Source organism: Eisenibacter elegans DSM 3317, assembly GCF_000430505.1.
In the GTDB taxonomy this organism is placed as follows: Bacteria; Bacteroidota; Bacteroidia; order Cytophagales; family Microscillaceae; genus Eisenibacter; species Eisenibacter elegans.
In genome coordinates, this window is record NZ_KE387154.1 from 426,027 (window position 1) to 444,306 (window position 18,280).

The window sequence follows — 18,280 nt, forward strand, 5'->3', positions numbered from 1 at the left end:
ACACATAAATTTCCAACAAATCTTACTTGTGTTGGCTTCTTCTAAACTAACGACGAACTGTGCTAAATCTTTTATATCCAACTTGTCGTAAAATACAAATAGTAACTTTTTGCCTCGTGGCCGGAGTGTTTTTACCGTTTTTGCTTAGTGATGTATGAAAAAGATAGAATATAAAGTCATCCCCAAACCATTTGCCCCTGACGATCCGGCCTTTTATCAAGAAGAGCAAGAAACGATTGAGCGCGAAGAAGCCTCTGGATGGCAGTTAACAGAACGTAAGCACCGCCCTCACAAAGAGGAGGTGATTTTTGTGTTTCAACGTGAAATACCCCCAACGTCACAAGAGTAAGGCTGCTTGCTTGAGCAAATGTACCCAGCACAGTGTGCTAGGGCCAACCTTATCTGGCAAGCAAGGTATAATCTGATTGTTGCAAAACTAAACTTCCACGAGCTTTGTTTTGGGGGTAGTTGTGCTCCCACTGTTGTAGTTTTACGCTGTGGCAAGTTGGGTGCAGTTATTTTTTTCTACTTTTGCACCCGAAAGAGCGTTTATACCTCCCCTCCTGTTCAAAAACTATGTTAGTCGAAGTTTTAAAATCCAAAATACACCGTGTCAAAGTTACGCAAGCCGAACTACACTATGTAGGCAGCATCACTATCGATGAGGCTTTGCTCGAAGCGGCACAAATGTTTGAAAATCAAAAAGTTCAGATTGTCAATATTGACAATGGTGAGCGCATTGAGACTTATATCATCAAAGGCAAACGTGGCTCTGGTGAGATTTGCCTCAACGGCCCTGCGGCGCGTCGTGTGCAGGTTGGAGATACCATCATCATCATTGCCTATGGTCTGTTACCTTTGGGCGAAGCCCAGAGCTACAAGCCGGTAGTCATTTTCCCGGATGAGCACAACCGCGTCTAGGGTCTTTATTACTGAGGAATAGCTTCCTCTCCACCAACACTGTTTATGCATCGCTACCTTTCGACAGTTTTGCGGTATTTGCTCTCTTTAGGGCTTGCTGTATTTTTGATGTACTATGCCCTGCGACAAATTGATTATCGCTCGGTATTGGCAAGCTTTGTAGAAGCCAACTACGCGTGGATTTTGGTATCGGCAGCGATGGGCGTACTCAGTCATCTTATCAGAAGCCTACGATGGAAAATGTTGCTCTCTCCCTTGGGTTATCACCCTAGCCTAGGGCAAGTTTTTACAGCAGTGATGGGTAGCTATGTGGTCAATTTGGTTATTCCCAGAGGGGGCGAAGTATACCGCTGTGCGGTATTGATGCGCAGCGCCAAAGTACCCGTTACTGTCAGTCTGGGAACACTCATCTTAGAGCGCTTGATTGATGTACTCATCCTAGGAGCAATGATTGGCAGCTTGTTTTTGGTAGAGTTCAGCCGTTTTTGGGGCATTATTGAGCAGGTACTTCAGCCCAAGCTTCAGGCCTTGGGCTTGTCCAGCAGTGCGTTGTTGCTGTTTCCATTAGCATTGTTAAGCTTAGGCCTCGCTTTTTGGCTATGGCTGCATATGCGCAAACGTCTTCAGGCCTGGCAGTTTTATGTGCGCGTAGAGCAATGGCTACAGGAGGTCTTCAAAGGGCTGCAAAGCATCCGTCAAGTCCCCAATAAAGCACTTTTTGTGCTTTATTCGCTCAGTATTTGGGGCTTGTACTTGGGGATGGCCTATGTGCTCTTCTTTTGTTTTGAGCATACTTCCGGCTTGTCGCTTTGGGTGGCGTATGTCAGCTTTGTGGCAGGAGCCATCGGAATGGCGGCTCCCGTACAAGGAGGCATCGGTGCATACCACATGCTCGTCAGTTGGGCATTTGAGAACACTGGACTGAGCGGGCAAGAGGCCATTGTGATGGCCACCTTTATGCATACCATCCAGACAGTGGTTGTGATGGTGGCCGGAGGTTGCACTTTGTTGATTTCTGCCCTATTTTTACAAAATCACCCACAGCCCAAACCCACGTATGCCGACAAAAATTAAAATTTATCCCAGCCCATCCGCGCTGCGTCCGTTGCTTGCCCAGTGGCAAAGCCAAGGCGAGCAGGTGGTTTTTACCAATGGGTGTTTCGACATTCTGCATTTAGGCCATATTGATTATCTCGAAAAAGCCCGCGAACTGGGGCAGCGACTCGTAGTAGGGCTCAATACGGATGCCTCTGTAGCAAGGCTCAAAGGCCCCAAGCGCCCAGTAGTGCCCGAGCACGCCCGCGCCCGACTGATAGCCGCCTTGGCTTTTGTTGATGCAGTGGTGTTGTTTGAGGAAGATACCCCTCTGACACTTATCCAAACACTACAGCCTGATATCTTGGTCAAAGGGAGTGATTATAGTGTAGACAATATCGTTGGCGCGGCAGAGGTCTTGGCCAATGGAGGGCAGGTACTGACTATCGACCTTGTGGATGGCTTTTCGACCAGCTTAATCATCGACAAAATCAGAGACGCTTACCGTGTATGATGCCGTTAGCCCTGCGCGAAGCGTGGTGCATCGCCCGCAAATCTAGCGTTCGGAAGCTTTACAACGCCTATCGACTGCGCCGTAGTTATGAGCACTCGCGCAAGTTGGGTAAGTCCCTGCACCAAGGTTTGCCCCTAAGCCTTTCAATAGAGCCTACCACTGCTTGTAACCTGCGCTGCCCAGAGTGTATCAGCGGCCTAAGGAGCTTTACCCGCCCCACCGGAATGCTCCAAAAGCAGATTCTCAAGGCTGTGCTCGATGAGCTGGACGAGTATTTGCTGTATCTCAACTTTTATTTTCAGGGGGAGCCTTTTCTCAACCCTAGTTTCTTGGAGCAGGTAGGAGAAGCTGCCCAACGAGGCATTTTCACCTCTACTTCTACCAATGGGCATTACCTCAACTCCGAAATGGCAGAGGCTGTGGTGCGCTCCGGGCTAGACAAGCTCATCATTTCGCTCGATGGTACTACACAAGAAACGTATGCCCAGTATCGTGTAGGGGGGCAGATTGACAAAGTACTGGAAGGTACTCGGCAAATCATCGAAGCCAAACGACGACTGCGCAGCGCCTCTCCCTTGGTGGTATGGCAGTTTTTGGTGGTACGCCCCAACGAACATCAAATCGAAGAGGCGCGCCAAATGGCAAGAAAGCTAGGCGTAGATGGAATCGTGTTCAAAACAGCACAGATTTATGACTATGCCCAAGGCTCTCCCCTCATTCCTACCAATACACGCTACTCACGTTATCGCCCGCTGGGCAATGGGCAATATGCCCTCAAAAACGCCCTTGATGATCATTGCTGGCGAATGTGGAGCAGCTGTGTCATTACTTGGGATGGGCGTGTAGTGCCTTGTTGTTTTGACAAAGACGCGCAGCATAGCCTTGGCAAGCTCCCTCAAGAAAGTTTCCGAAGCTTGTGGCAAGGAGAGGCTTACAACCATTTCCGGCAACTAATTCTGAGCAACCGCTCACAAATCGATATCTGCCAAAACTGCACCGAGGGTAGTAAGGTCTGGGCTTAGGCTTTGTTTTTGAGCAGCTCTTTGTATTTGGCCAACTCATCGCGCAGGTGTGCGGCTTCGATAAAGTCAAGGTCTTTGGCAGCTCGCTCCATCGCTTTCTGGGTGTTTTTAACGAGTTGTTCCAGCTCCGTCTTGTTCATATACGAAGTTACAGGGTCGGCAGCCAGAGCAGCACTATAACCTTCCATTTCGTAGGATTGGGGGCTTGCCTTGCGGTCGGCCACAAGTGTTTGCCCCATAATGGCTTCTTTTGATTTTTTGGGTGTGTAAGGGGTGATATTGTGCAAGACATTGTACTCGTGCTGTACTTTTCGGCGGCGCTCGGTTTCGTCCATGGCGCGGCGCATCGAGTCCGTAATCTTATCGGCATAGAGGATAACGCGGCCTTTTTCATTACGGGCAGCGCGGCCAATGGTCTGAATGAGCGAACGCTCATTGCGCAAGAATCCCTCTTTGTCTGCATCCATAATAGCAACCAAGCTCACCTCGGGCAGGTCTAGGCCTTCGCGCAAGAGGTTTACACCTACGAGTACATCAATGATACCAAGCCGCAGCTCGCGCAGGATTTCTACCCGTTCCAAGGGCTTGATGTCGGAGTGGATGTACTGACAGCGAATATCGAGCTTGGTGAGGTACTTGCTCAGCTCCTCAGCCATACGTTTGGTGAGGGTGGTAATCAGCACACGGCCTTCGTCTTCGAGGGTACGGCTGACTTCTTCGAGTAGGTCATCAATCTGATTGACACTGGGGCGCACCGATATTTCGGGGTCTATCACGCCCGTAGGGCGGATGAGTTGTTCTACAATCACCCCTTCAGAGGCTTGCAGCTCGTAGTCGCCCGGAGTAGCACTGACAAAAATTACTTGGTTGACTAAGCGTTCAAATTCCTCAAAATTCAGCGGGCGGTTATCGAGTGCCGAGGGTAGTCGGAAGCCGTGTTCTACCAAGGAAATCTTGCGGGAGCGGTCGCCGCCATACATCCCCCGTATTTGTGGGATGGTTACGTGACTTTCATCGATGACAAGCAGGAAGTCGTCGGGGAAGTAATCAAACAAACAAAAAGGGCGTGTGCCGGGCTTGCGGCGGTCAAAATAACGGGAGTAGTTTTCGATACCGGAGCAGTAGCCTAGCTCTTGCATCATCTCTAAATCAAACTCTGTACGTTCTTTGATGCGCTCGGCTTCTTCGCGCTTACGCTCTTGCTCAAAAAATTGAATCTGCTTGACGAGGTCGTCTCTAATTTCGTTCATTGCCGTGTGGAGGGTCTCTTGCCCTGTTACGAAGAGGTTGGCTGGGAAAATGGCAATGGCTTGCTCTTCGGCCAACTTTTGATTGTTGCTGGGGTTGATGCGGTGGATGGCTTCTACTTCATCACCAAAAAAATAAATGCGGTAGGCAAAATCATCATAGGCTACAAAAATATCTACGGTATCGCCTTTGACTCTAAAATTACCCCGCATAAAATCTCCCTCAGTACGGCTATAAAGGATGTTGACCAAGGCATACAAAAGCTGCTGTCGGTTGATGAGATCCCCTACGGCTAGACGCAGCACGTTTTTGCCAAATTCTTCGGGGTTGCCAATACCATAGATACAAGAAACTGAGGCAACCACCAGTACATCGCTTCGCCCCGAAAGCAAGGAAGATGTGGCGCTAAGGCGCAACTTTTCGATTTCATCATTAATAGCCAGCGCCTTCTCAATATATGTCCCTGTGGTGGGCAAATATGCCTCCGGTTGGTAGTAGTCGTAGTATGAGATAAAATACTCTATCGCATTGTTGGGGAAAAACTGTTTAAACTCTCCGTAGAGCTGTGCTGCTAGGGTTTTGTTATGGCTCAGCACTAAGGTCGGTCGGTTGATTTGGGTTATTACGTTGGCGACGGTAAAGGTCTTGCCCGAGCCTGTTACACCTAATAAGGTCTGGGCGCGTTCTCCTTTGCGTAGGCCTTCGACCAATTGGCGGATGGCGGCGGGCTGATCACCAGTAGGTTGATAATCTGAAACGAGTTCAAACATTGCGTTATACTTTTGGTATTATCTCCGAACAACGAAGATACGGCTTTTGTTTGAGAGCACAAAAATAATGTTTTTTGAATATTAGAGTGCGATTTTATGTACTTAAAAAACAATCATAAACAACTGTATATAAGGCTATTAGCTTTGTTTTTTAGTATAAAAATACGTCTTTTTGCTTTGGTTATGAATATGATTTTTTGTATTTTTACTTATTAACTAAAAGCAAAAACAATGGGTCAATTCAGCAGAGCAGCTGCCAATTCGAGCGGCATTGTATCAGTTAGTTATGATGCCTTTTGCGAGGTGTTAGAAATCATTTTCAGCCATGGCGGTATCTACGAGTATAGCCGTGTACCGGCTCCGGTGGTCAAGGCTTTGCGCCAAGCCAAGTCTCCTGGGGTATATTTCAATGAGTATATCCGGCCTTACTATACCTACCGCAAGGTGCGGGACTAGGCGAGGTAGAGCCAGAGCTTTAAACTTCAAAACCCCTCTTTTGGAGGGGTTTTGAGATTCACAGAAGTTGTGTGCAAAAAATAGGCTTGTCTTATTTCTTTTGAGAGCGGCGTTTTTCACCTTCGCGCTCGCCAGCCATAATCATCGCGCATCGGAAACCGATATAATCACGTTTAGCGTTTTTGTCGGCAAAGCGGCGTGTACCGGGCGACATCCAGTAGGCTACGTCTCTCCAAGAACCTCCTTTGTATACACGAGAGTTGTCGTCTACCAAAGAGTTGGAAGTATTGTCTGGGTTGTAGGGCTCTTTGCCATCACGGAATACGGTTTGTGTGGTATCAGAGCCTAGCTTAGAGTCGAGTAGTTTTTGGCGACGCACAGGGTTGAGGTCGTTGACATCACGGAGAGAGTTGGGTCGGTATACGTCTTCTACCCATTCGCTTACGTTGCCGCCCATGTTGTAGAGGCCGTAATCGTTAGGGGGGTAAGCAAAGATGTACTCGGTGATGAGCGAACCGTCATTGAGCTTTCCGGCAATACCGGCATAGTCACCACGTCCGCGCTTGAAGTTGGCCAACATAAAGCCCATCGGATACTGCTTGGTGTCGTAAGGGTTACGTACGGCGTGGCCGTCCCAAGGGTATACACGTCCATTAGATTGGTTTTCGTCGTTGTATTGCGTACCTACGAGCGCTTTAGAGGCATATTCCCATTCGGCTTCAGTTGGGAGGCGGTAATCGGGAACTACGATGCCTGATTCGAGAGATGCGGCTTCGTCGTCGGGCAGTGATTCAACAGCGCTTACTTTTCCTTTTTTCTTTGCTTCTTTGGTTAGGTTGAGGTTTACAACCATTGTACGCCAGTAGCAGAAGTCACGGGCTTGTACCCAAGATACCCCTACAACAGGGAAAAAGCGGAAGCCTGGGTAGCGCAAGTAGTTGGCTACATAAGAGTCGTTGAAGGCCAGCTCAGAAGCCCAAACGGTTGTATCAGGATAGATAATTTGCGACTTGAACACGTCTGCGCCAATTTCTTGGTACAACGGCGGAATACGGTCATCGTTTTCGCCGCTCAAATAAAAAGCCATATATTCCAACCAGTGGATATTGGCAATTTCGGTTTGGTCCATAAAGAAAGACTGGATACTCACTGTACGCTCGATGTTGTCGTGTGCGTTGGTGATATCCTCCTCAGCAGAACCCATAATCATACGGCCACCTTCGATGAAGACCAAGTTAGGGGCATCGGGTTGGCCTTGATAGTCGGCTACGACAAAGCTGATGGCTCCCTCGGAGTCATCATTATACTTTACGCCGGTAACCATACTGCGTTGGCCTTTGTTGCTGACGTTCTTGCTGTTTTGGAAACCTTTATTCTTTTTACCAAAACAAGAGGTGAGCAAAAATGCGCTAAGGGCGAGCAAACATAGGTTTTTGACAAATCGCCTATTCTTATTCATACCTGTAAATGTTACTTTATTAAAACTTCTGTTATGATGCAGTGGATTGGTTTTCAAACATACTAAAAACACGAATTATGCCAAATGATTCGGAGTGATATTTTTATTGTCATTTTAGGGCATTATTTTCTAACTCAGGCTTATAACGTAGCCTGAATGTCTGATAGTATATCTCGTGCCTCTTGAATGGTTTGAATTTCGGGGATGATGAGCATCGGTTTTTGGTTGACTTCCTTGAGGCGTACCCGTTTGGGGTTGGCTTGTACAAATCGGATGACCTTGCCGAAGCGGTCGGAGGTAAAGTAAGTGTCTTTGTCCACAAAATAACCGCGTATTGTTTGGTTTTTGAGGGTTAATTTTTCAAATCCAATATGGGCTGCCAACCAACGTAGCCGCACCGTATCGATGAGGTCTGCCACTTCGGAGGGTGGGTTGCCGAAGCGGTCTATCAACCCTTTCTTGAATGCTTGTAACGAAGATTCGTCCTGAATGTTGTCTAATTGATTATAAAGGCTGAGCCTTTCAGAAATATTTTTGACATATTCGTCTGGGATGAGCAAGGAGAGGTCTGTTTCGATGTTACAATCACGGTGATTGGTGGAGAGGCCATTTTTGGCGGCTTGGAGTTCGTGCATAAACAGCTCTCGGAAGTCGGTTTCTTTCAGCTCTTGTAGGGCCTCATCTAATATTTTGTGGTACATCTCAAAACCTACATCTGATATAAAACCGCTCTGCTCGGCTCCGAGCAGGTTTCCGGCTCCTCGGATGTCGAGGTCGCGCATCGAGATTTTGAAACCGTCGCCCAAGTCCGAAAACTCTTCCAACGCCCCTAAGCGCTTGCGCGAGTCGGCGGCAAGGGTAGCGCTGGGCGGGGTAATGAGATAGCAAAAGGCTTTGCGATTAGAACGCCCCACACGCCCGCGCATTTGGTGTAAATCAGAAAGGCCAAAGGTATGCGCGCTATTGATGAGTATGGTGTTGGCATTGGGGATGTCCAAGCCCGACTCGATGATATTGGTTGAAACCAGCACATCATAGTCTCCTTCGATAAAGCGCATCATCCGTTTTTCGATTGTAGCGCCTTCCATTTGTCCGTGTACTACCCCTATGCGGGCTTCGGGCACTAGCCTGAGGATGAGATTGGCGATGCTGTCAATATCGGCCACACGGTTGTGTACGAAGTATACCTGCCCACCCCGTCGGATTTCATAACTGATAGCATCGCGCACTAGCTCTTCGCTAAACGTATGTACCTCCGTGGTTACGGGTTGGCGGTTAGGTGGTGGGGTGGCGATGATGGACAGGTCGCGTGCACCCAAGAGCGAAAATTGCAAAGTACGCGGAATGGGGGTAGCCGTTAGGGTCAGCACATCGATATGGATGCGCATTTCCTTGATTTTTTCCTTGGTTTTTACGCCAAACTTCTGCTCCTCGTCGATGATGAGCAGGCCCAAGTCCTTAAATTTCACATCCTTATTGGCTATCCGGTGAGTACCGATAAGGATTTGGGTTTCGCCCTCGGCCACACGTTTGAGGGTTTCACGTATTTGCGCAGCGGAGCGAAAGCGGTTGATATATTCGACCTTACAGGGTAGGGTTTTGAGGCGCTCTGTGAAGGTGCGGTAATGTTGCATTGCCAGTACCGTGGTGGGCACAAGCACGGCCACTTGCTTGTTGTCGCAAACGGCTTTGAAGGCCGCCCTAATGGCTATTTCTGTTTTGCCAAAGCCTACATCACCACACACCAGCCTGTCCATAGGGTATGGTTGTTCCATATCTTGTTTGACATCGGCAGTGGTCTTGGCTTGGTCAGGTGTATCTTCATACAAAAAAGAAGACTCCAACTCGGCCTGTAAAAAACTATCTTGGCTAAAAGCAAAACCGGGAGCAGCCTTGCGTTTGGCATAGAGGGCTATCAGGTCTTTGGCAATGTCTTGGACGTGTTTCTTGACCTTTCGCTTTTTATTTTCCCATTCGCCAGAGCCAAGTTTGCTAATCACGGGTGAGCTACCCTCTTTGCCACTGTATTTGGTGATTTTGTGAAGGGAGTGGATATTGACATAGAGCAAGTCATCATCTCGATACACCAGCCTGATGACCTCCTGTGGTCGGCCATTGATTTCCTGCATCTCCATTCCGGCAAAACGCCCGATACCGTAGTCGATATGGGTTACAAAATCGCCGGGCTTGAGTGCCTTCAATTCTTTGATGGTGATGGCCTTGGATTTGGAATAGCGCTCTTTTTGGCGGTAGCGGTAGTAGCGCTCAAAAATTTGGTGGTCAGTATAGCAGACCCATTGCACCTGATGATCGATAAAGCCCTCACGCAAGCCACAGTGTAGGGATTGGAACTGCACCTGCGGGTTGATTTCGTCGAAGATGGTCTGTAGTCGTTCGGTTTGTTTGGCCGAATCAGTGGCAATGAAATTTTGATACTGCTTGGTTTGGTTATCGAGCAGGTTGTCGGCCAGCAGTTCAAAGTTTTTGTTAAATGAAGGCTGTGGCGAGGCTTGGTACTCGAAAGTATAGTCAGCCTTGGTATTGAAGCGCTTGCCAAAAGCCACGGTCGTAAACCGTTTCAGTTGGGTTTCGGCCTCGGTACGGGTCAAAAACAGTGTTTCGGGGCTACTCACCACTTGCGTGTTGTTGCTTGCGTCCATAATCTGCATAAAGGACTCCTCGACCTTCTGAAACGACTGCGCAAGGGTATCAAGTAAGTGGGTGCGGTCTTTATACCAAACCTTGGTTTGTTTGGGGATAAACTCAAAAAACGATTCCCGCTGTTCCTCGATGAGCTTGGTCTGTACGTTGGGAATGATGGCAATTTTGTCGAGCGTCTGCGTAGACAGCTGTGTAACAGGATCAAAAATACGGAGACTTTCCACCTCATTGCCAAAAAAATCAACCCGGTAAGGCCAGTCATTGGCAAACGAAAACACGTCCACAATCCCTCCCCGCACGGCATACTGCCCTGGCTCGGTTACAAAGTCTGTGCGCTCAAAATCATAGGAGGCCAGAATTTCGGTCAAAAACTGCAGGTCTATTTTCTCCCCCTGACTGAGCGAGAAAGTATGCTGCAGCAAGGATTTTCGGTTGATAACCCGCTCCGAAAGCGCCTCCGGATACGTTACCACCAGCAAACCTTCGGCACTTTGGTTGATGCGGTTGAGTACCTCAGCCCGTTGTAAGACATTGGCGTTTTCGATTTCCTCGTATTGGTATGGACGCTTGTAAGAAGTCGGGAAAATCTGCACTACTTCATCCGAACCTAGCAAATTTTGCAAATCTCCGGCAAAATAGGCTGCCTCCTCCTTGTCGTGCATAATGAAAAGATGCGTGGCCTGATGCTGGCGATAAAGTGCGGCTGCCACTAGTGCATCCAAACTCCCAACAAGCCCTTTGAGGTGTATTTTAGCAGGTTGGGGCTGATGTATTTGCGCCGCCAGTGTCTGGAGGAGGGTGTCTTGTTGGTAATGTAGCAGGAAATCGGTTCGTTTCATAGATATCTACGCAGGTGCCTTCTCAGAGCCAAGCAAGTGCTTGGTTGTGCAAATATACAACAAACCCTGATAGCTAGGGAAATGTTCGGGGGATTGGTAGGGCTTCTTCCCCAAAACATTTCCCCAGCAGCACTAACAGAGAGGGGGCTTAGTCAAAAAACTGAATAGCTTTGGCATTGTCGATGGCCATAGAGGCCGTGCCCTGAAAGTCCGTGATTTTCCCAGTGACGCATATCTGCTTGCCTTTAAGGTACTCGTGGGGGGCATAGGGGAAGTTGATGACCTTGTCGGCAAAGATGGAGACTGTAAAGATTTGGTTGGGGAAAGCCCTGTCGAGGTTTAAAAACACGTTTCCTTTGCCCGATAGTTTGGTGCTGACTACCGTTCCGCAGATAGTTATACTCTTGCCAGTGCCTACATGGTTTTTGGCTTGCAAAGTATTGAAATACCCTCGGGGCAATAGCTCTACCGATACCGGACGCACGTCTTGTTGTTGGGCATCGGGCAGCCAAGGCTTGGGGTCACTCATTGCTTCGAGTTTGGCCTGAAGGCCGGACTCAAGGTTGGGGAAAAAGTCTAGCCCGGTAAGCTTTTCGAGGCTGTCTATCGAAATGGCAAAGGTATAAAGCGGCTCATCACAATAACGGTTGGGCATCACGAAGGCGATACCGCGCTGGTGGGTAAGGTCAAGAGCGAGCTTGGCGTAATACGCTGGAATAGCTACTTTGTTGACACTACGGTCGACCACTGGCAGGCCTTCGTGTAGGATAGGTAGGGTAACGACATACAGTTTGGTGTCGCTGTGGCGGTCTACATAAGCCCTAAAGAGATCCTCGAGCGCAGCCCAACTCTCGCGGTTGAAGCGTGGGCGCTGAGGCGACATATTGGAGTAAAAATAGCTTTCGGATAGTGCCAATTGCGACCAGCGGAAGTCAGCAGAGGGGGCGAGATGCCCTCGGTCGAAGCCAAACCCATCGTATTGGAGTTTGCCATCGGGGAGTGTTTCGACCAAAAAATAATCCTCCTGTACTGCCGAGCCAGTGGGGATGAGCGGGTCGGGGCGGAAGTCATTTGTACGACTAATATTGCCAGTACTTACATCAGGGGTGAGCATATGCATCACCCACCGGGCTTGTTCATACTCCTCAGCATAGGCCAATATCATCGCAGCGTGTTCGGCCACAAAGTCATCATTGTAAGGGCCTTTGGGGAGGCCGATGGCTTTGAGGTCTTGGATGATTTGGGCTAACTTGAGTTTTTCAATTTCTTCGGCCTTGTCAGCCATCTGTTGTTGGAGTTGGGCCTCTTCTAACAAGGCCAGCGCCAATTGTTGGTTGAGGTCTTGGCTCCAAGCTGTTGGGACAAACCCCAAAAGCCAGATAGAAGCCAAACCCCAAAGGCAAAGGTATCGCATTGTATTACAGTGGTTTGTTCTGCTACAAAGATACACATTCTCAACAGTAGGTGCTATCAGGTGATTGCCTGATTCTTGGGATTGATGGATTCGTCACTCGTCAATCTAAAATAAACGACAATCCCCTTGCTTTCAGACAAAATGCCTAATTTTGTGTTTTGTTAGGCGGTACAGTTGAAAAAGCCGTTTTTCTTCAAAAAATCATCTGATATCAAATGGTAAAGATTGGAAGTGTCGAGCTAGGAGAGTTTCCGTTACTCTTAGCTCCTATGGAAGATGTGAGCGACCCTCCTTTTCGAGCGGTATGTAAACAACACGGGGCAGATATGATGTACACAGAGTTTATCGCTGCTGAAGGGCTTATCCGAGATGCTGCCAAAAGCCGCGAAAAACTGGATATATATGACTACGAGCGCCCTATCGGCATCCAAATATTCGGGGAAAATATCGAGTCTATGCGCCAAGCGGCAGCCATTGCCGAAGAGGCACAGCCCGAGGTTTTGGATATCAACTACGGCTGCCCTGTCAAAAAAGTGGCGTGTAAAGGAGCTGGAGCCGGCATACTACTCGACCTGCCCAAGATGCAGGCTATGACTGCCGAGATTGTCAAGCAGGTGTCGCTGCCCGTAACGGTCAAAACTCGCCTTGGTTGGGATGCGAGTACCATCAAAATACTGGAAGTAGCCAAGCGCCTTCAAGATGTTGGCATCCAAGCACTGACCATCCACGGGCGCACTCGCCAACAGATGTACAAAGGGGAGGCAGACTGGAGCTACATCGCCGAGGTCAAAAACCATCCCGATATCCATATTCCTATTTTTGGCAATGGAGATATCGACTCGCCCCAAAAGGCCTTGACCTACAAACAAACATATGGAGTCGATGGCGTAATGATTGGCCGCGCTGCTATTGGCTACCCTTGGATATTCCGCGAAATCAAACACTATATGGCCACCGGCGAGCTGCTGCCGCCTCCTACTTTGCAAGAACGGGTGGATACCTGTCGTGCACACCTCGATTTTTCGGTGGAGTGGAAGGGCGAAAAACGGGGTATCTTCGAGATGCGTAGGCATTATACCAACTACTTCAAAGGATTGGACGATTTCAAACCTTTCCGTACACAGTTGGTCGAAGCACCGGACTATGCCACTACACTAGATATTTTGGGAAATATTGCCCAGTATTATCAAGTTGCGCCTGTTTCTTAAATATTTGCAAGGGCTGACCGCCGGACTACTCAACACATTATCAAAAACTATCAAACTACTTTCTTATGAGCTTTATCTTTGTCGTTGTTTTGGGTCTTGGCGGGCTGATTGCCGTCTTGGCTTTTTTTGGTGCTCAACTTTCTGCCTCGGCAGGAAGGCGTGCCGCCCGCACCATTCTAAACTTGGAGCAACAATACAGCAGCTTGGCGGAGCAGGCTATAAATCGGCATATTTTGGACAACAACAATTTGGAGCTTGATTTGGAAACCACCAAGGCGCAGTTGCTTCGGGTGCTCAAACCACAAGTGGAGGCGCTCATCGGCCATATCAACAGTACTTCGCTTTCTGATGTGCGTATCAAAACCAAAACCCCTACTTTCCGCAATGTAGCTGCTACTGCCGAAGCATTATATGACCGCCGCAATAAGGATAAATCGCTACTTAGAGAAGAAGAAGAAGAGCGCTTATACAAAACATTAGCAACGGCCATTGAGGCTGACCTCAGCGCCCGAATGCTACGTTTGGGTTAAGGCAGCCCTATCACGCTTCGATATTTCATAAAAAATACCTAACTTACTGCCCTTACAAGCGCCCTCTAATCTATGTCTCAAACGAATTTCCGTTGGATACACAAACCCAATCCTAACCCTGCCAAAGTACAAGCTTTAGCCCAAGCCATCAACCTTAGTGAGCCGCTGGCGGCCTTGCTGGTACAGCGGGGCATCGAGACATTTGAGGAGGCCAAGGCATTTTTTCGCCCTGATTGGACACACCTACACGACCCCCTGCTGATGAAAGATATGCCTGTGGCCGTAGAACGCCTAGAGCGAGCCTTGGCTCAGGGGGAGAAAATCCTGATTTATGGAGACTATGATGTGGACGGGACTACGGCTGTGGCCTTGGTCTATGGATTTTTGAGGCAAAAAACACACCATATCGCTTATTATGTGCCCGACCGCTATGCCGAGGGCTATGGGATCTCGTGGCAGAGTATCGAATGGGCTGCCAAGGAGGGGTTTAGCCTTATCATTGCGCTTGACTGTGGCATCAAGGCCGTGGAGCTAATCCTGAAAGCCCAAGGCTTAGGTTTGGACTATATCATCTGTGATCACCACTTGCCTGCCGCAGACCTGCCACAGGCCTGCGCGGTGTTAGACCCTAAGCGCCAAGACTGTAACTACCCCTATAAGGAGCTTTCGGGCTGTGGGGTAGGGTTTAAACTCTTGCAGGGGCTTTGTTTGAAAATGGGTTGGCCACTAGAGCAGCTCTACCCTTGGGCAGGGCTTTGCGCCTTGAGTATTGCCGCCGATATTGTACCGGTTACGGGCGAAAATCGAGTATTGGCCACCCTTGGCCTGAACCAAATCAACCAAACACCCACACCGGGCCTACAGGCACTCATCCAAGTAGCGGGCTTCAAAAACCCCCAGGCGCTCAACATCCGAAATCTTGTCTTTGGTATAGCGCCCCGCATTAATGCCGCCGGACGTATCGAACATGCCCGCAAGGCAGTACAATTACTTGTCAGCCAGACGGCTGAAGAGGCAGAAGCGCTTGCTGCCCAAATTGACCAAAACAACCAAGATCGCCGCCTACTCGATCAACGCATCACAGAAGAAGCACTGGCGATGATTGCCGAAGAACAGGTCGATAAGGCTGCCACTGTTTTGTTCAAACCTGATTGGCACAAAGGGGTCATCGGGATTGTGGCCTCACGCTGTATTGAACATTATTACCGCCCTACAGTTATTCTGACAGAGCACGAAGGCAAGCTAACCGGATCGGCGCGTTCTATCAGGGGGTTTGACCTCTACGAGGCGCTCTCCCAATGCCACGACCTGATGTTACAGTTTGGTGGACATCGGCACGCCGCCGGGATGACCCTGTTGCCCGAAAACCTGCCGGCCTTTCGAGAACGATTTGAACGGGTAACGGCTGAACTGACCACTGCCGAAATGCGCCAACCGGTGCTTGAAATAGATTTGGAGTTGAAGTTTGATTTTCTGACGCTCAAACGGTGGCAGGTCTTACAACAATTTGCTCCCTTTGGCCCCGAAAATATGACCCCGGTGTTTTGCTCTACTCAGGTGATGGCCCTTTACCCCAAAATCATCAACGAGAGGCATCTCAAGTTTATGGCCAAACAAGAGGGCTGTAGCGCTACTTACGATGTCATCGGATTTGATATGGCACATTACTATGAGCAAGTGCTACAACACAAACGCCTTAGCATCAGCTACCAAATCGGAGAAAACACCTATCAAGGCAACACCAGCTTGCAATTGTACTTAAAAGATGTTAAATTTTGAACAAATGCCGCCTTCATCCACGTTTGAAGGATATGTTGCAGCATTTTATTTAGTGGAATTATGATTCTGAGAGCGGAAAACCTCGTCAAAAAATACAAAGGCAAAACCGTCGTCAACCAAGTATCTGTACAGGTAGAGCGCGGGGAAATTGTAGGGATGCTGGGCCCTAATGGAGCTGGCAAAACAACTACTTTTTATATGTGTGTGGGCTTAATCAAGCCCAACTCTGGTAAGGTGTTCTTAGAAAACCAAGATATTACCCATATACCAATGTACAAACGCGCCCGTCTAGGGCTGGGTTACCTCGCTCAAGAGGCCTCTGTTTTTCGAACCCTCACCGTAGAAGAAAACATACAGGCTGTGCTGCAAATGACCAAGCTCACCCGCAAGGAGCAACAGATGAAAGTCGATGCCCTCATCGATGAGTTTAGCCTAGGTCGTGTACGTAAAAACCTCGGAAAGGTGCTCTCTGGCGGGGAGCGCCGGCGGACAGAAATCGCACGGACGCTGGCCACTGATCCTTATTTTGTCTTGTTAGATGAGCCTTTTGCAGGGGTAGATCCCTTGGCTGTAGAAGAAATTCAGCGGATTGTTTACCAACTCAAGCACAAAAATATCGGCATTCTGATTACTGACCACAACGCCGATGCCATTCTCTCAATCACAGACCGCTCCTATGTAATGTCGGAGGGTAAACGCTTTGCCGATGGCTCCCCCGAAGATTTAGTGGCGAACCCTGCCGTAAGGGCTGGTTACCTAGGGGAGAACTATACGCTCAATAGGAAGTTTAGGAAAGAAGATGAAGACTTGCTCATACGCCAAAAGCAAACCACCGAAACCACGACCATCAACGCTACTACCCACCAAACCTAGTCAAACAGACACCCTCATTTTTTGTGCCTATGAAACTACTCAATACGCTCATCAAAAAGGTGCTCAAGCAGCGCCTCACCCAAATAGAGCATTTTATGCGCCACCCTCACGAAGTACAGGAGCGCACCCGCCGACAACTCGTAGCCCTTGCCGCCAATACAGAATGGGGAAAACGCCACCGTTACGAGAAAATCCGACACTATGAGCAGTTTCAAGCACAAGTCCCCGTGATGTCTTATGAGGAAACTCAACCCTACATCCGGCGGATGATGATGGGCGAAAAAAATATCTTATGGCCTTCACAGGTGCGCTGGTTTGCCAAATCATCGGGTACTACCGATGCCCGCAGCAAGTTCATCCCTGTATCGCGGGAATCCATGGAAACCTCCCACTTCCGTGGTGGGCGTGATGTATTGGCTTTATATATCCACAATAACCCCAAAACCAAATTCTTCTGGGGTAAAGGGCTCTCTATTGGTGGCACTTTCCAAGTAAACCCCGAAAACCCCAAAACCTACTACGGCGATGTGTCGGGGGTGATTATGCAAAACCTACCCCAGTGGGCGCAGCTTATCCGTACCCCGCCTGTACGCGTGGCAACGCTTGAAAAATGGGAAGAAAAAATAGAAGCGATGGTGCGTGTTACGATGCAGCAAAATGTAACGAGCATCCTTGGTGTACCTACTTGGACTATCGTGCTCTTGGAGCGTATGCTCGAAATCACCGGCAAGAAAAATATCCGCGAAGTATGGCCTGGCTTGGAGGTCTTTATTCACGGCGCGGTGGCTTTCCATCCCTACCGCCAGTATTTCGACTCGCTCATTCAAGACAGCGATATGCGCTATATGGAAACCTACAATGCTTCCGAAGGTTTTTTTGGCTTACAAGACGACCTCAGCCGCGACGATATGTTGCTGATGCTGGACTATGGGACTTTTTATGAATTTGTACCCATACAAGAGTTGGATAGCCCTTATCCAAGCTCGCTTACACTCAGCGAAGTAGAGTTAGGTGTCAATTATGCCATGTTGATCTCGACCAATGCAGGGCTGTGGCGTTACAAAATCGGGGATACGGTCAAATTTACTTCCAAAAACCCTTACCGGATCAAAATCACCGGACGTACCAAGCACTTTATCAATGCTTTTGGCGAAGAACTGATTATCGAAAATGCAGAGGTGGGTATTGCCAAGGCTTGTGAGCATACCGGGGCGATTATCAGCAATTTCACTGCTGCGCCCATCTATATGAGCGACCGCAGCAAGGGCGGACACGAATGGGTCATAGAGTTTGAGCGCGAGCCGGAAGACCTCGAAATATTTACCCATATCCTTGACAAAACCCTGCGTGAAGTCAACTCTGATTATGATGCCAAACGCTACCAAGATATGGCCTTGTTGATGCCTACTGTACACAGTGTGCCCTCAGGAACATTCTACGAATGGTTGCGCCGTCGAGGCAAACTGGGTGGGCAACATAAAGTACCGCGCCTGTCGAACAACCGTGAGTATATAGACGAAATCTTGAGCCAGCTCAATTGGCAGGATTAGC

The 18,280-nt window shown here is 48.8% G+C and carries 15 protein-coding genes; 11 read left to right on the forward strand and 4 right to left on the reverse strand.

What is annotated here, in order from left to right:
- Nucleotides 1-154: 154 nt before the first annotated feature.
- The 5 genes from G499_RS0117760 (at nt 155) to G499_RS0117780 (ending at nt 3,492) form a co-directional block, all read left to right on the forward strand.
- Complete coding sequence (locus G499_RS0117760; protein ID WP_027001047.1) at nt 155-349, forward strand: hypothetical protein; 195 nt, start codon at nt 155-157, stop codon at nt 347-349.
- Nucleotides 350-576: 227 nt separating this feature from the next.
- Nucleotides 577-921, forward strand: a complete 345-nt coding sequence (gene panD / locus G499_RS0117765; protein ID WP_027001048.1) for an aspartate 1-decarboxylase — start codon at nt 577-579, stop codon at nt 919-921.
- 45 nt (nt 922-966) lie between these two features.
- The gene (locus G499_RS0117770) at nt 967-1,995 is read left to right on the forward strand and encodes a lysylphosphatidylglycerol synthase transmembrane domain-containing protein (RefSeq protein ID WP_027001049.1); all 1,029 of its coding nucleotides are present in this window, start codon (nt 967-969) and stop codon (nt 1,993-1,995) included.
- The gene (gene rfaE2, locus G499_RS0117775) at nt 1,979-2,470 is read left to right on the forward strand and encodes a D-glycero-beta-D-manno-heptose 1-phosphate adenylyltransferase (protein WP_027001050.1); all 492 of its coding nucleotides are present in this window, start codon (nt 1,979-1,981) and stop codon (nt 2,468-2,470) included. The genes G499_RS0117770 and rfaE2 overlap by 17 nt, the downstream gene beginning before the upstream one ends.
- Nucleotides 2,470-3,492, forward strand: coding sequence for a radical SAM/SPASM domain-containing protein (locus G499_RS0117780; protein WP_027001051.1), 1,023 nt, complete (start codon nt 2,470-2,472; stop codon nt 3,490-3,492). Before rfaE2 ends, G499_RS0117780 begins: the two co-directional genes overlap by 1 nt.
- Here G499_RS0117780 and uvrB read toward each other — a convergent pair.
- Entirely contained in the window at nt 3,489-5,510 is a 2,022-nt protein-coding gene (uvrB, locus tag G499_RS0117785) for an excinuclease ABC subunit UvrB (RefSeq protein ID WP_027001052.1), read from the reverse strand. The genes G499_RS0117780 and uvrB overlap by 4 nt on opposite strands.
- A 231-nt stretch (nt 5,511-5,741) precedes the next feature.
- On the opposite strand from uvrB, the gene G499_RS0117790 reads away from it, so the two are divergent.
- Complete coding sequence (locus tag G499_RS0117790; protein ID WP_027001053.1) at nt 5,742-5,966, forward strand: KTSC domain-containing protein; 225 nt, start codon at nt 5,742-5,744, stop codon at nt 5,964-5,966.
- A 91-nt stretch (nt 5,967-6,057) separates the two neighbouring features.
- Here the strand turns inward: G499_RS0117790 and gldJ are convergent, their stop codons facing one another.
- The 3 genes from gldJ to G499_RS0117805 all read right to left on the reverse strand — a co-directional run bounded on the left by gldJ (nt 6,058) and on the right by G499_RS0117805 (nt 12,339).
- Nucleotides 6,058-7,425, reverse strand: a complete 1,368-nt coding sequence (gldJ, locus tag G499_RS20690; protein WP_035727988.1) for a gliding motility lipoprotein GldJ — start codon at nt 7,423-7,425, stop codon at nt 6,058-6,060.
- 140 nt (nt 7,426-7,565) lie between these two features.
- The gene (mfd, locus tag G499_RS0117800; RefSeq protein ID WP_027001054.1) at nt 7,566-10,925 is read right to left on the reverse strand and encodes a transcription-repair coupling factor; all 3,360 of its coding nucleotides are present in this window, start codon (nt 10,923-10,925) and stop codon (nt 7,566-7,568) included.
- A gap of 148 nt (nt 10,926-11,073) precedes the next feature.
- On the reverse strand, nt 11,074-12,339 hold the full coding sequence (locus G499_RS0117805; RefSeq protein WP_027001055.1) for a DNA/RNA non-specific endonuclease: 1,266 nt from the start codon (nt 12,337-12,339) through the stop codon (nt 11,074-11,076).
- A 215-nt stretch (nt 12,340-12,554) separates the two neighbouring features.
- Here G499_RS0117805 and dusB point away from each other — a divergent pair, with 215 nt between their 5' ends.
- From dusB to G499_RS0117830, 5 genes are all read left to right on the forward strand, one after another.
- On the forward strand, nt 12,555-13,547 hold the full coding sequence (gene dusB / locus G499_RS0117810) for a tRNA dihydrouridine synthase DusB (protein ID WP_027001056.1): 993 nt from the start codon (nt 12,555-12,557) through the stop codon (nt 13,545-13,547).
- 65 nt (nt 13,548-13,612) lie between these two features.
- Entirely contained in the window at nt 13,613-14,077 is a 465-nt protein-coding gene (locus G499_RS0117815) for a hypothetical protein (RefSeq protein ID WP_027001057.1), read from the forward strand.
- Between the two features lie 72 nt (nt 14,078-14,149).
- Nucleotides 14,150-15,856: a single-stranded-DNA-specific exonuclease RecJ gene (gene recJ / locus G499_RS0117820; protein WP_027001058.1), complete on the forward strand. Its 1,707-nt coding sequence runs from the start codon at nt 14,150-14,152 to the stop codon at nt 15,854-15,856.
- Nucleotides 15,857-15,916: 60 nt separating this feature from the next.
- Nucleotides 15,917-16,729 (forward strand): LPS export ABC transporter ATP-binding protein, encoded by an 813-nt coding sequence (gene lptB / locus G499_RS20695; RefSeq protein WP_051296379.1) that lies wholly within the window; start codon nt 15,917-15,919, stop codon nt 16,727-16,729.
- Nucleotides 16,730-16,758: 29 nt separating this feature from the next.
- On the forward strand, nt 16,759-18,279 hold the full coding sequence (locus G499_RS0117830) for a GH3 auxin-responsive promoter family protein (RefSeq protein WP_027001059.1): 1,521 nt from the start codon (nt 16,759-16,761) through the stop codon (nt 18,277-18,279).
- The last annotated feature ends 1 nt before the right edge of the window (nt 18,280 follow it).

Bases quoted from the DNA above. Each gene is read 5' to 3' on its own strand.
- G499_RS0117760 (WP_027001047.1), top strand. From the start codon at position 155: ATGAAAAAGATAGAATATAAAGTCATCCCCAAACCATTTGCCCCTGAC.
- panD (WP_027001048.1), top strand. From the start codon at position 577: ATGTTAGTCGAAGTTTTAAAATCCAAAATACACCGTGTCAAAGTTACG.
- G499_RS0117770 (WP_027001049.1), top strand. From the start codon at position 967: ATGCATCGCTACCTTTCGACAGTTTTGCGGTATTTGCTCTCTTTAGGG.
- rfaE2 (WP_027001050.1), top strand. From the start codon at position 1,979: ATGCCGACAAAAATTAAAATTTATCCCAGCCCATCCGCGCTGCGTCCG.
- G499_RS0117780 (WP_027001051.1), top strand. From the start codon at position 2,470: ATGCCGTTAGCCCTGCGCGAAGCGTGGTGCATCGCCCGCAAATCTAGC.
- uvrB (WP_027001052.1), bottom strand. From the start codon at position 5,510: ATGTTTGAACTCGTTTCAGATTATCAACCTACTGGTGATCAGCCCGCC.
- G499_RS0117790 (WP_027001053.1), top strand. From the start codon at position 5,742: ATGGGTCAATTCAGCAGAGCAGCTGCCAATTCGAGCGGCATTGTATCA.
- gldJ (WP_035727988.1), bottom strand. From the start codon at position 7,425: ATGAATAAGAATAGGCGATTTGTCAAAAACCTATGTTTGCTCGCCCTT.
- mfd (WP_027001054.1), bottom strand. From the start codon at position 10,925: ATGAAACGAACCGATTTCCTGCTACATTACCAACAAGACACCCTCCTC.
- G499_RS0117805 (WP_027001055.1), bottom strand. From the start codon at position 12,339: ATGCGATACCTTTGCCTTTGGGGTTTGGCTTCTATCTGGCTTTTGGGG.
- dusB (WP_027001056.1), top strand. From the start codon at position 12,555: ATGGTAAAGATTGGAAGTGTCGAGCTAGGAGAGTTTCCGTTACTCTTA.
- G499_RS0117815 (WP_027001057.1), top strand. From the start codon at position 13,613: ATGAGCTTTATCTTTGTCGTTGTTTTGGGTCTTGGCGGGCTGATTGCC.
- recJ (WP_027001058.1), top strand. From the start codon at position 14,150: ATGTCTCAAACGAATTTCCGTTGGATACACAAACCCAATCCTAACCCT.
- lptB (WP_051296379.1), top strand. From the start codon at position 15,917: ATGATTCTGAGAGCGGAAAACCTCGTCAAAAAATACAAAGGCAAAACC.
- G499_RS0117830 (WP_027001059.1), top strand. From the start codon at position 16,759: ATGAAACTACTCAATACGCTCATCAAAAAGGTGCTCAAGCAGCGCCTC.